Origin of the sequence: uncultured Cyclobacterium sp. (assembly GCF_963976465.1) — a bacterium.
GTDB lineage: Bacteria > Bacteroidota > Bacteroidia > Cytophagales > Cyclobacteriaceae > Cyclobacterium.
On sequence record NZ_CAXBOC010000087.1, the window covers coordinates 1 to 13,499 of the forward strand.

9 protein-coding genes and 1 pseudogene are annotated in these 13,499 nt (G+C 39.3%); 6 read left to right on the forward strand and 4 right to left on the reverse strand.

The genetic code is table 11. The features are described from left to right. On the forward strand, positions 1-901 hold a 901-nt coding region (locus AAC037_RS07020; RefSeq protein ID WP_339902308.1), incomplete at its 5' end, for a prolyl oligopeptidase family serine peptidase. A gap of 194 nt (positions 902-1,095) precedes the next feature. Here AAC037_RS07020 and AAC037_RS07025 read toward each other — a convergent pair. Next, positions 1,096-2,275 (reverse strand): annotated as a pseudogene (locus AAC037_RS07025) (DUF4221 family protein). A 456-nt stretch (positions 2,276-2,731) separates the two neighbouring features. Here AAC037_RS07025 and AAC037_RS07030 point away from each other — a divergent pair. The 5 genes from AAC037_RS07030 (at position 2,732) to AAC037_RS07050 (ending at position 8,183) form a co-directional block, all read left to right on the forward strand. Then, the gene (locus tag AAC037_RS07030) at positions 2,732-4,159 is read left to right on the forward strand and encodes a circularly permuted type 2 ATP-grasp protein (protein ID WP_339902309.1); all 1,428 of its coding nucleotides are present in this window, start codon (positions 2,732-2,734) and stop codon (positions 4,157-4,159) included. A gap of 16 nt (positions 4,160-4,175) precedes the next feature. Continuing rightward, complete coding sequence (locus AAC037_RS07035) at positions 4,176-5,156, forward strand: alpha-E domain-containing protein (RefSeq protein WP_339902310.1); 981 nt, start codon at positions 4,176-4,178, stop codon at positions 5,154-5,156. Continuing rightward, the gene (locus AAC037_RS07040; protein ID WP_339902311.1) at positions 5,153-5,887 is read left to right on the forward strand and encodes a peptidase; all 735 of its coding nucleotides are present in this window, start codon (positions 5,153-5,155) and stop codon (positions 5,885-5,887) included. The genes AAC037_RS07035 and AAC037_RS07040 overlap by 4 nt, the downstream gene beginning before the upstream one ends. Positions 5,888-5,985: 98 nt before the next feature. Next, entirely contained in the window at positions 5,986-6,843 is an 858-nt protein-coding gene (locus AAC037_RS07045; RefSeq protein ID WP_339902312.1) for a transglutaminase family protein, read from the forward strand. Positions 6,844-6,941: 98 nt separating this feature from the next. Continuing rightward, positions 6,942-8,183, forward strand: coding sequence for a metallophosphoesterase (locus tag AAC037_RS07050; protein WP_339902313.1), 1,242 nt, complete (start codon positions 6,942-6,944; stop codon positions 8,181-8,183). Positions 8,184-8,228: 45 nt separating this feature from the next. Here the strand turns inward: AAC037_RS07050 and AAC037_RS07055 are convergent, their stop codons facing one another. The 3 genes from AAC037_RS07055 to AAC037_RS07065 form a co-directional block, all read right to left on the reverse strand. Then, positions 8,229-11,273, reverse strand: a complete 3,045-nt coding sequence (locus AAC037_RS07055; RefSeq protein ID WP_339902314.1) for an efflux RND transporter permease subunit — start codon at positions 11,271-11,273, stop codon at positions 8,229-8,231. Between the two features lie 3 nt (positions 11,274-11,276). Continuing rightward, entirely contained in the window at positions 11,277-12,338 is a 1,062-nt protein-coding gene (locus tag AAC037_RS07060) for an efflux RND transporter periplasmic adaptor subunit (protein WP_339902315.1), read from the reverse strand. 325 nt (positions 12,339-12,663) lie between these two features. Continuing rightward, positions 12,664-13,499 (reverse strand): SulP family inorganic anion transporter (locus AAC037_RS07065; RefSeq protein WP_339902316.1); only part of this gene is annotated, 836 nt, incomplete at its 5' end.

Below are 13,499 nucleotides of genomic sequence, written 5' to 3' on the forward strand. Positions count from 1 at the left end.
CCTTACCACTCCTGCTTCAGTCTATGACTACCATATGGAAAGCAGGGAGAAAACCCTTATGAAGCGACAAGAAGTCGTGGGGGGTCATAATCCGGCGGACTACCAATCCGAACGCATATGGGCAAGCGCTAAAGATGGAACTGAAATTCCTGTGTCTCTAGTCTATAAAAAAGAATTGTTTGCCCAAGAAGGTCAAAATCCTGTACTCCTTTACGGTTATGGTTCATACGGACTGAGTTCAGATCCCTATTTTAGCTCAAGTAGGTTGAGTTTGTTGGACAGAGGCTTTGTCTTTGCCATTGCCCATATCAGGGGAGGTCAAGAGCTGGGACGCCACTGGTATGAAGACGGGAAAATGCTCAAGAAAAACAACACCTTTGAAGACTTCATCGCTTGTGGGGATTTTTTAATTCAAGAAAAATATGCCCATCCAAGCAAACTTTTTGCCATGGGAGGAAGTGCAGGAGGCCTTCTTGTAGGAGCTGTAATCAATCAACGGCCGGATCTCTTTCACGGAGTGGTCGCTGCCGTTCCATTCGTAGATGTGGTGACTACTATGTTGGATGAAAGCATTCCTTTGACTACCGGGGAATTCAACGAATGGGGAAACCCCAAGGAAAAGGGCTACTATGATTATATGCTTTCTTACTCACCCTATGACAATGTAAAAGCACAGGATTACCCACATTTACTGGTAACCTCAGGTCTACACGACAGTCAGGTACAGTACTGGGAACCTACCAAGTGGGTAGCAAAACTTAGGGCTTTGCGCACCAATAATAATTTACTTTTGCTTCACACCAATATGGAGGCCGGTCATGGCGGTGCTTCAGGTCGTTTTAACGCTTTGAAAGAATTGGCCATGGAATATGCCTTTATTCTATCTCTTGTTAAAAATTAACCTAAAATAAGATCAAAAACTCTATTAAGCCTGTTGTTCCTTTCAACAGGCTTTTTCTTTCCCCTATAGTATAACATAAACTTCCTCCAGCCGGAGCTTAGTTAGGGGGAATATCTGTTCCTAATCCCTGAGAAAGTAAATGCATCCCCTATTAGCAGAGGGCTTACCTACTTTGGGTTTAATCAACATGAATTTCACTCTAGATCCAATAGTTCAAATAAAGCAAAAGACAGGTAGTCTTCTTCCAAATCCGGGTTATCCGAGTGGTTTTTTGACAAGTACACTCCTGCTTCAGTAATGAACAGGTTGTCCGGTAAAAATTTTTCCTTATCAAATAAGGTTTCTCCAATAACATTCAACCCGCTGTCTAAAATTAATATGGAAAACACCTTTGGATCGAATCTATAATTCATTATTTCCTCCTCACTAGTTAATTCTATTTCCGGATAACAAACCCTATAATAGACGTTTTTGAATTTATCGTAGAGGATACTCTTATAATTCGGTGCACTAGCAATATATCTATAATTCTCCTCTCTAGATCCTGACGAAGTTTTGAAAGCGGTTAATGTACTTACTTTTTGCAGAAACTGAAGCTAAAGAAGTATTCATTGCATCTGAATAATACAAGTCATGGTCGGAATGAAAAGAATAAACCCATTTGTCTAAGCCTTTGGCAAAGCTGAAATCGAAAAACCTATAACCATCTACCAAATAGTTATTGGGGAATTTGTGGGGCAAGAGCTCTGTCTCTCCATTGTTGAGGTTGATGCTATAAGTCAAATGTCTTTTAGACAACACATCATTTGTAATTTGGTTATGGTCATCCGCAGGACGAGTTTTTACCACCAAAGCCTCTCCTTCTAGCACCGCCGGAGAAGAAAAATACGTTAAATGGACAAAAGGGGAAGTATGCATCTCTGGTACCTGAACTGTGATTTTTTTTCTGACCGATCCGCTTGTGTCCGTTAAATATATATTTGGACTAAATTGCTGAAAAAGAAAGATACTGTCTAACTTATGGATGTAGAATGAAAAAATCCGACCTACGCTATTGTTGCCTTCAACTGAGAACCTTAACCTTTTACGTAAGGTATTATCCTCCATGTCATACATCTGAATCTCATTCGCTTTTGGATTTAGATTAAAAAACCAATCTTTAGATTCCTGATGATACGCCAGCTGCATGCTTCTATTATCTGTCAATGAATCAATCGGTATTCTTATAGAATTTGAGGATTGAACTAATTTTTTTAGCACTGTAGCTTTACCCTTTTCATCCTTTTCACATGCAAAAACCATCGCTAAAATCACTATGAATCCAGAGATTTTGTATCGCTTATATTTGTCAAATGGATTTTGTCTTCTACCCATGTTGCTATTGTTATAAATGTAATGGCCCTACTTCCAAGTTTCATCCTTTTCACGGAACCTGTTTTTTTTGCCCTACCACTATCTTCTTAAGCTACTGAAATTTCAAGTCTATAAACCCTAAAGCCAATGCCCTATAATACTTAGGTATCATTTTTTACACCTGATAATTTAGTTAATCTTGCTCGCATTTACAATTTTACCTAAATATTTATTTTATAGCTTCTAATTTGGAGTTAAAGCAACTTTTCTAGCGGGGACAAAATTATTTTAAAACAAGCCCCAGACTTATTACTGATATCAAAACAAATAATTAATAAGCGGGTATGAAATCCAAAGGTGGTTTTTCTAAAAAACCAACAACTACTTCCATTTATTTGTATAAATAAAATATTTTGCCTAATTTTTATAACTTCTATAATTTTCAGGTAAATAAACCAACTGTTTAAATTAACCAAGATGAAGGTAAACCACGAACACCAACAATCATTTTACGATGAAATGTATGATGAAGACCGAACATTACGGGAACATTATTCAAGCTTCGGAGAATTTATTGAAAACATTTCAGCAAAAAAGCTCAACCAACTCCAATTCTCTGCAGACAAGGCTCAAATGGCCATGGGTATGACTTTCAATGTTTACCACGACAAAGAAGGCGTAGAAAAGATACTGCATTTAGATATCCTTCCACGAATTATTCCCGGCAATGAATGGCAAAAAATAAACGATGGGCTGAAACAAAGAATTACTGCTTTAAACCTTTTCCTTCAGGACATTTACAACGAGCAAAAAATTCTTAAAGATAAAGTTGTTCCTGCCGATTTAATATTGGGAAGCAAGGATTTCTTAAAACCCTGTATAGGTTTAACCCCTCCAAAAGGCATTTGGTGTCACATTACAGGGACAGACTTGGTTAGAGATAATAATGGAGAATTTTATATTTTAGAGGACAATCTTCGCTGTCCCTCCGGTGTATCTTATATGCTGGAGAGTCGAGAAATCATAAAAAGTGCCTTTCCCAACCTATTCAATAAATTGGGGGTAAGACCTGTTTCAGATTATCCAACACAACTCTTGGATATGCTTCAATTCTTATCGGACAAACCCAAACCGGTTATTGGCGTACTAACACCAGGTGTATATAACTCTGCCTACTTTGAGCATTCCTACCTAGCCCAACAAATGGGAGCAGAACTTGTTTCCGGAATGGATCTTTTGGTCCAAAACAAGAAAGTCTACATGCAAACAACTAAAGGACTGGAGCAAATCGATGTGCTTTACAGAAGGCTTGACGACACTTTTCTAGATCCACTGGCATTTAATCCAGACTCAATGCTAGGTGTTCCTGGTCTTTTCGACGCCTATAAAGCCGGCAATATTGCCCTTGCCAATGCACCGGGAACAGGAGTAGCCGATGACAAAGCGGTGTATGCATATGTGCCAAAAATAATAAAATACTATCTGGATCAAGATCCTATTCTCCATAATGTCCCAACATTTCTGTGCCGAGAAGAGAAAGACCGGGCACATGTTTTAGAAAACATCTCTGATCTTGTAGTGAAGGAGACCAATGCGGCAGGCGGTTACGGCATGATGATAGGACCTAAAGTTAGTGCAGAAGAGCACGAAAAATTCAGACAATTGGTAAAGAAAAACCCTAACAACTACATAGCACAGCCTACATTATCCCTTTCTACTGTACCCTCCTTAGTGGATCACAAAACAATAGAAGGCAGACATGTAGATTTAAGGCCATATGTATTGTATGGAAAGGAAGTAGAAGTAATACCCGGAGCCCTTACTCGGGTTGCATTAAAAAAAGGTTCTCTTGTTGTCAATAGTTCTCAAGGTGGCGGAAGCAAAGACACTTGGGTGCTATATTAATTTAAAACGAAACAATATGTTAAGTAGAGTTGCAAATTCAATTTACTGGCTGGGGAGATACATGGAGCGAGCAGAAAATTATGCCAGATTTATCAATGTAAATTTCAACCTTATGTTGGACTCACCGCCGGACCTAAAGGAGCAATGGGAACCTTTAATTATGGCTACAGGGGACCATGAACAATACAAATTCAGAAACCAAACCTTTGACATGCAGGAGGTTATCTATTTTTTAGCCTTCGATCAAAACAACCCGAATTCTATCATATCATCTGTCTCTAATGCCAGGGAGAACGCCAGAATGATACGAGAAAACCTTACCAAAGAAACCTGGGAAAAACTAAATGAAACCTATCATTTTGTCAACAAGGCTGCCAATGGAAAAATCTGGAAAAAGGAAGACCCAAGAAATTTCTTTGAAGACGTAAAATCTCAAATACTGTTGTCCTACGGCCTGGCTGATAATACCGTTGCCCGTACAGAAGGCTGGCACTTCAGACAACTGGGCCAATATTTGGAGCGAGCAGACAAAACTTCAAGGATTCTAGACGTCAAATACCATATCCTCCTCCCCTCTGCCGAGGAAGTGGGGTCCCCATTGGATTTCCTTCACTGGATGGCTTTACTAAAGTCTGTTACAGCTTTCAACACATACCGGAGGCTTTATGGAAACATTTCTCCTTCAGGGGTAGTCGAGTTCTTGGTTTTAAATAAATACTTCCCTAGATCAGTTTTCTTTTGCTTGAAAGAAGCAGAAACATGTTTGTACAAAATCTCAAATTCAAGCGGTGAAGGGTATTCCAACAGTGCTGAAAAGGCAATGGGAGAATTACGATCAAAATTAGAATTTGACGATGTCAACGATATTATTTCCAGCGGATTACATGAATACATAGAACATTTACAAATAAAAATTAATAATATCTCTAATAAAATAAACGACAATTATTTCCAAATAAAAGATAACTTTGCCAGCCAAACTATGGCACAAGAATGACTTTCTGCATCGGAATAAAAACAAAACACGGTATTTTAGGTTTGTCAGACACTAGGATTACCTCAGGTAATGATACAACCACCTCAAAAAAAGTATATACAGTTAATAGGAGAAACCATTCTTTTTTTATTATGACCTCCGGCTTGCGGTCTGTAAGAGACAAAGCCATTACCTATTTTGGTGAATTAATTGAAAAAAATGATTCAACCTATGACAAGCTATACAAAGCTGTCAATGGCTTTGCTGATCAAGTAAAGCGAGTAGCGGAAGAAGACAAAGACTCTCTAGAAAAATCAGGTTTTTTCTTTAATTTATTTTCAATCATTGGTGGGCAACTCGAGGAGGACAAAGAACCCAAACTCTATTTACTTTACCCTCAAGGCAATTGGATTGAAATTAGACAGGGAACTCCGTTTGTTATTATCGGAAACACCGGCTTTGGTAACCCCGTCCTTAAGCGTTCTTTAAAGTATGAGGAGCCCTTATTGTTGGCACTTAAAAGTGCTTTTTTGGCTTTCGACGCCACTAGAATCAGCTCCAATGATGTTGATTATCCGATAGATACTGTTATCTTAGAAAATGATAGTTACAATATTGTAGAAAACCGATTTGAACAACACGAATTAAATCACCTTTCTGAATTTTGGAACGATTCTTTAAAAAATGTCATTCATGACTTACCGGCAGAGATCTTAAAAAAAGCTTTTCTGCCCAAAAAGGAAGATAAGTAAGTACCACCGACAAATGTAGCAATGCCTCTTCCGGCTGATAAAATCACTTCTTGGAAAGGGTTTGATAGTATTGGAATTTATCGGTCAAATAAACTATTATGCGCCTGAAAATTCAACATATCACAACTTATGAATACCAAAAACTTGTCAGGTTAAATCCTCATCATTTTTACCTGAAACCCCTCCAGCGAAATTATTTGGAAGTCGAAGCGTATTCATTGGAAATCGACCCCAAACCTGAAGGGATCAACGAGAGGTACAGCATTGAAGGCAATCCCTATTTTCAAGCTTGGTTTACAGGAGAAACTGAATCCATGGAGATTCAATTGAATTTTCAGGTCAACACAAAACATTTCAACCCTTTCCTGTTTTTAATGGATCAATGGTTTTTACAACAATTTAATCCTGAAAGTGAAAAACCTTTTTCTTACCGGCCCAAGAACTTGCCCCTATTGGCAGCCTTTTTGGCACACAATAAAAACAATTTACTAAAAAGCTATGCGCTAGAGAAACTCAAATCCAATGATCCCATTCAATTTTTGACTCAATTGAATGCTGCCATTCATGCCGATTGGCACCATATCATTCGGGAAGAAGAAAATCTTTGGTCTGCTGCCAAGACTTTTGCTGCCGGAAAAGGGTCGTGTAGAGACCTTTCCTTTATGCTGATGGAAATGTTGAGGCATGTAGGCTTGGCGGCCAGATTTGTCAGCGGTTATGCCTTTAATCCCGAACTGGAAGAAGGGCATGAACTTCACGCTTGGGTTGAGACTTATCTTCCCGGTGCAGGATGGGTAGGGTTGGACCCTAGCCTGGGGCTTATGGTAGACGAACATTACATACCCCTTGCTTCAAGTTTTCTCCCCGAAAATACGCTTCCTGTGCACGGAACCTTTGGCGGAGAAAACCTCAAGCCTTCAACATTACAAACTTCGGTCAGCATCCATCAGATTTAAAACAAAAATCCATTTCTTCTAAAACAAACCCAATAAAACAAAATTTTATTAACCTTTTTAACCTGCTTTCAGTTTAATAGAATAACACAAAAAATTCTATGAAAAAAGTGGGAGGCACAATATTTATCATCGTTTTACTATCCGTAATATTTTTTCTGGATTGGTATGTATTTCAAGGAATCAAAACCATTTTACCTTCAGCTTATTTAGCGCAGGGAAAAACGGTCTATTGGGTTCTAACTGCTGCAATCGCCATGTGGTTTGGGTATACGTTTTACACCATTATGCAAGAGGGCAAAATTTCCTCCTCTTCACAGCAATCTCTCAATTGGTTTTTGGTTATTCTTGTTACCCAACTAACCGTAGTCCTTTTCTTATTTGGTGAAGACCTAATTAGGGGCTTGGGCTCTGTTTACCGATATGCTACCAATTATTCCAATGAAGGCACATTATTGGTTTCTCGAAGAAAATTTGTTAGCCAGTTGGCGTTTGCTGTGGCTGCCATACCTATGACAGGCTTTATTTATGGGATTGTTAAAGGGAAATATGCCTTTAGAACGATCAGAAAAACCCTTTACTTTAAAGATTTGCCGGAGGCCTTTGATGGGTTTACCATCACTCAGTTGTCAGACATTCATGCCGGTAGTTTTAAAGATATTCAAGCTGTAAAAAAAGGGGCAGAAATGGCTGCCGCTCAGCAGTCTGATCTTTTTGTATTTACAGGAGACCTGGTCAATCACAAGGCCAATGAAATTGATCCAATGTTGGATGTTTTTTCAAAAATCAAAGCCCCATATGGTCAATTCTCTATTTTAGGCAACCACGATTATGGAGACTACACTTCTTGGCCAAGTCCTGAAGCAAAAGCCCAAAACCTGGAATCATTAAAAAACAAGCATCAGTTGATGGGCTTTGATCTGCTTTTGGATGAAAGCAGAACCATAGAAAAAGACGGGCAAAAAATAAGCCTGCTTGGTGTTGAAAATTGGGGAATTGGTTTCCAATCTAAGGGAGACCTTGAAAAATCCCTACAAAATGTACCGGAAAAAGACTTTAAAATCCTGCTTTCGCATGACCCTACGCATTGGGACGAACAAGTTAAAAACCATCCCAAAAACATCCATTTGACATTGAGTGGACATACGCATGGCATGCAGATGGGCATTGAGACGCCATTTATCCGATGGAGCCCGGCACAATACAGGTACACCAACTGGGCGGGAATCGCAGAGCAAACAGGGAAATACCTTTATGTAAACAGAGGTTTTGGATTCCATGCTTTTGCCGGAAGAGTAGGGATCTGGCCTGAAATCACCGTTATCGAATTAAAAAAAGCCTAAGACAAGACCCTAGAAGGTCAAAAATCCACGTTAAACCACTATTCGTTATTGAAATTTCACTGAACCACGCTCGCCGGAAAGAAAATAATAGGCCAGCGGAACAAAATACAATGCTGTAAAAGTACCTATGGTAAGGCCGCCGATTACTGAAAAGACAAGGGGTCTTTGCAAATCTGCTCCCAAACCCGCACTGAACACCACCGGCACCAACGCAAGAATCGTGGTGATGGATGTCATCACAATGGGCTTAAGTCTAATTTCTCCTGCATGGTACAATGCCTTGGTAAGGGCCTCTTTACCCAAAATTCCATTTGCTCGATAATTTACCCTTAGTCTATTGATGGTGTCTATTTTAAGTATCGCATCATTGACCATGATTCCAAGCATTACCACCAAACCAATGGCTGACATAACATTCAGAGAGGTTCCGGTTAGCCATAACACCAAGAAAGCCCCTCCTACACCTAAGGGTAGTGTAAATATTACAATAAGTGGCTGTAAAAAACTTTCAAACTGTGCCGCAAGAATAAAGTAAAGTAATAAAATAGAAACCATTAAAATACCCATTAGCTGTTTTATGGTTTCCTGATCCTCGAAATACTGACCGGTAAAATTCACTGAAAGATTTTTATTTACTGCCCATGAACGAATATCCTCCTCATGGTTTGTCGGTTCTGGAACATGGAGGTTTACGGATTGGAAAATACCGGACCTATCTGCTGTTACAAACTTATAATGGGTATCGTAAGCAGAAGAAATAAACTCATCTAATGCATAAGGAACCCCTTCTTCACCATATAGAAAATTTCTCCTCAGGAGGGATTGAAAATCAAGTTGATCATTTTTCAAGCGTATAGGGATGATCTCTCCAAATTGTCGAATATCTGTAATCAAATAATCACCAAATAAACGCTCAATAGCCGTAATCAACTGATTGACATCGAGACCATAGAGTGCTAATTTCTCAAGATCAGTCTTAAAAATTACAGATGCCCCCTCTTGTAGACCTGGTCCTTTAGACCAATCTTTAACGGGAAATGCCTCCATTAATGCATTCATTTGATTGGGACCTACCGGCCTCTTTGTTTCTAAATTCATAAATCGCACTTCGAAATTTGGACGATTTGAACTAAATAACTGATCAAAGGCGTTGGGGGCGTCTTTTATTTCTATACTGGCCTGAGGGTATTGCCTGAGGAAGAATTGCTGAAGCTGCCTTGCAACATTTTCTTTGTCAGTTTGATTGGCAAACATTAAGTAAAGATCTGCCTGCTGAATAGCATTTTCTCCCTCATACAAGATGAATTGCCTTAATCCCACATCGCTTTCTGCCACTGTAAATTTCCCTTCCAATTGCTCAAGTAAATGCTGAATTCTATTTTTGTTTTGGCTTGCATTGATTGGTTCATTCCAATCTAATGAAATCAATACATCAAACTTTTCAATGGCTGGTAAACCTTCTACTTTTAAAAACTGTACAGATGCCAAAAGTAAAGGTATCAATAGGAACAATACCACCAATGACAAACCCGGCCTTGAAAAAAACCTTTTAAACAGTATCTTATACCCTTTGAGCATTCCTTTAAAAAGGCGACTATCCTCTTTGAAAGTACCTTTGGCTTTGTTCTTAAATAAAAGAAAATACAATAAGGGGAGCAGAATAAAAGCCACCAATAATGAGACGGATAAAATAGCGGCAACAGATACAGCTTGATCATAAAACAATGCTCCTGCTACCCCACTTAAAAACACCAAGGGCACAAATACTGCAAGGGTAGTGAGCACAGAACTGATAAGTGCGGACTGCACCTCATTAACCCCAACCACACAAGCCTCAAATAAGGGAAGTCCCTCCTCTCGTTTTCGATTTATATTGTCTAAAACAATGATGGCATTGTCTATTAGCATCCCTAAACCGAGAGCAAGCCCACTAAGGGAAATCACATTTATGGAAATATTAAAAAAATAGAAGACCATAAAACTAATCACCAGAGAAGCCGGCAAACTTATCCCTATGATAATCGGCATGCGGTAATTTCCCATAAACACAAACAGAATAGCAAAGGCAAACAATCCACCAAAAAACAAGCTGGTTTGGAGGTTGTTGACTCCAGCATTCAGAAGGGAAGATTGATCTTGTGTCAACTCAAAATTTACCTGTGGGTAATCTTCTTTAAACAATTCTACCGCCTCATATATTAGGGGCATGGTTTCGTTCATTTTGGCTGCTGTCTGTTTATGCACTGTTACCACCAAGCTTTCTTTACCATCAAATAAATGATACCCGGTTGGACTGGATAGGGTGTGGTTAACTTTTGCAATCTTTGATAGTAAAACAGTATTTCCTTCGGGGCCCCTTACAGGCAGATTCCCCACGTCTTCTGCCGTCTCCAGCTTGCTGGCCAAACGCAAATAATACCTAAACTGTCCATCTTCTACGCTAATTCCGGGAAGCTCTCTGTTTCCGTCCTGAATGGCCTGAACTAAATCGGATTCTTTAAAACCCAAACCCGACATTACAGCTTTGTTGGGTGTTACAGAAATGGCTTTTTCCTGGCGCCCATTTATGTCTACAAGAGCAACACCATCCAGTTGTTCCAAGCGCTTTTTGATTACATTCTCTGTAAGCAATGAAACTTCCGCATAATCCACCCCTTCGTTTGGAACGATTTGCAGTCGAACAATAGGAATATCATTGGAGTTGATCCGGACAACCTGTGGTCTGGGCATGTCATCGGGCAAACTATTGGTCAGTCGATCAATTTTTTCATTGACCTCTATATAGGCCAACTCCATTTTTGTTTGAAAATCAAAAGTCAAACGCACATTTCCTACTTCAGACCCTGCTTTACTTTCTATATCTTGAAGTCCATTTAAGGTTACCATGCCCTCTCGAATGGGTTTCAAAACATTTCGCTCTATGGATTCGGGGGAGGTATTGGGATAATTAACCTTTATGATAATTTGCGGCACATCTATGGGTGGCAACAAAGAGATCGGCAGTGTCCTAAACATTATTACACTGAAAATAAGCAAGGCCAAAAATGTCATGCCGACAGCTATGGGACGTGAGAGTAAAAACTTTACCATATCCTATTCTGTTGAAACTTGGACAGGAGCCTGATGGGCCAATTGAACATTATTGCTAACAATCACTGTTCGGTCAGCTTCCAAGCCATCCAAAACCTCCACTTCTCTACCATTGTCTTTCCCCACCTCCACATAATTCCAAATGGCCTCATTATTATCTATGGTAAAGACTACAGGCCTACCGGAACGGTATACTACAGCTTCTTTTGGCACCACCAAATTGTTATTTTGAGGAGCTCTTATCACTGCTCTGGCATTCATCCCAGGCAATAAACCCCCTCCTTTGCTTAGTTTTAAAGTAACTTGAACCAGTCCGTTTTCATCCACTTTTGGATTGATGCTAACCACTGAACCGGTAATACTATCCCCTAATCCGGAGACAGGATATATTTCCGCCTTTTGCCCCTTTTTCACAAAGGAAATATCCGATTCCAAAACTTTGACTTTCATCTCCAATAAGGAAGTGCTTAACACCAAGCAGATTTCATCTCCTGCACTCACCAAACTACCCTTTTTTAACTTTAAATCTGCTATTGCTCCGGATATTGGTGCTTTTACTTCCGTCTTGTCTAGATTAATTTCTGCCTCTCTCACTGCAATTTCCGCGGCCAATAAGCCACTGGAAGCCCTCCAATATTCATCTCTTGCCTCTTTATCCAAATCTTCAGAAAAAGTAGTTTCAACCGTAGAGGTAATTTTTCGGCTCTCATATTCAGCTCGAGAAGAACGCAAATTTACCTGAGCTTTCTCCCATTCCAGCTGACTATCGGTTTTGTCCAATAAGGCAATCACCTGCCCTTCCTTAACTTGTTGTCCTTCCTCTACCTTTAAATCTATTAAATAGCCACTTCGTTCAACCACAGACATTACTTGATTTTCAGCTTCAATTTTTCCGGTCGCATTGATTAGGTAATCAAAAGACTTTTTTTCTGACAAGCCCACTTTTACGGAAGTGGCTTGAACTTCATCCCTGAAAGTCTCCATAGGGATTTCCTCTTTCTCCTTGGTCTCTTCACCGCAAGCGGAAAGGATTACAAGGGAACAAAATAAGAGTGTTTTGTTCATGTCTTTTATTGGCTAAAGGGTTAATATTATTTTAAAGAATATTTGGAAAGATTATAATTAACTAAATATTTAAATCTCATGCAAACATTGGCTTTATTTTTTATCTAAAAACCTCTAAAAATTAAATTTAGCCTCTGAGAATCATACAAAAACCCACCGTCTCATAGTTTAAATAAAAAAAATTAACCCTGATTATGCTTTAAAGCTGAACTTTAAAATAGATGGCCGGAATTATCAGCCATTACTGATAAAGCAAAGGGCCCTAAACAAAAAAATCCGGACTGAGTAAATCAATCCGGATCAATAATTTCAGTTTAGTTTTATGCTATTTCAGCACTTTTTCATCGGCGTGCATAAAATCAGGATCATCCTCTTTATAATTTACATGAATTATAGGGCTAGCCTTGTGAAGCAATGCTTTACTTGATGAGTCTAAATGCCTTACATAAACAGTTTTTCCTAATTTATTGTAGCGTTCAGTCACTTTATGTACAGCTTCCAATCCGGAATGGTCCACTATTCTACTCTCCTCAAAATCTATAATGATTTCATCAGGATCATTCAGTGGGTCAAATTTCTCCCCGAAAGCGGTTACTGAGGCAAAAAACAAAGGACCGAAGATTTCATAGTGCTTGATTCCGTTTTCATCCATTCGCTTTCTGGCACGGATCATTTTTGAATTTTTCCAGGCAAATACCAAAGCCGCGATGATCACCCCTATCAATACAGCCAAGGCGAGGTTGTGAAGGAATACTGTGACAAGGGTTACCAAGATCATCACCAAGACATCTGATTTAGGCACTTTTCTAAATACCCTTAGAGAGGCCCATTCAAAAGTTCCGATGGCCACCATAAACATAAGCCCTACGAGGGCTGCCATAGGCACCATTTCTATATAAGAAGAAAAGAATAAAATAAAGGTAAGCAGACCTAGCGCTGCCACAATCCCCGAAAGTCGGTTTCTTCCTCCAGCATTTACATTGATAAGGGATTGACCGATCATGGCGCATCCACCCATACCTCCAAAAAATCCGGTGGTAACATTTGCTACACCCTGGGCTATACACTCTTTATTTCCACTTCCCCTAGTTTCTGTAATTTCATCTACAAGGGTTAAAGTAAGTAAACTTTCAATCAAGCCCACACCAGCCATTATCGCAG

Excerpts from the sequence above, each read along its gene's own strand:
- AAC037_RS07060 (WP_339902315.1), bottom strand. The coding sequence starts at position 12,338 with ATGAACAAAACACTCTTATTTTGTTCCCTTGTAATCCTTTCCGCTTGC.
- AAC037_RS07045 (WP_339902312.1), top strand. The coding sequence starts at position 5,986 with ATGCGCCTGAAAATTCAACATATCACAACTTATGAATACCAAAAACTT.
- AAC037_RS07035 (WP_339902310.1), top strand. The coding sequence starts at position 4,176 with ATGTTAAGTAGAGTTGCAAATTCAATTTACTGGCTGGGGAGATACATG.
- AAC037_RS07055 (WP_339902314.1), bottom strand. The coding sequence starts at position 11,273 with ATGGTAAAGTTTTTACTCTCACGTCCCATAGCTGTCGGCATGACATTT.
- AAC037_RS07050 (WP_339902313.1), top strand. The coding sequence starts at position 6,942 with ATGAAAAAAGTGGGAGGCACAATATTTATCATCGTTTTACTATCCGTA.
- AAC037_RS07040 (WP_339902311.1), top strand. The coding sequence starts at position 5,153 with ATGACTTTCTGCATCGGAATAAAAACAAAACACGGTATTTTAGGTTTG.
- AAC037_RS07030 (WP_339902309.1), top strand. The coding sequence starts at position 2,732 with ATGAAGGTAAACCACGAACACCAACAATCATTTTACGATGAAATGTAT.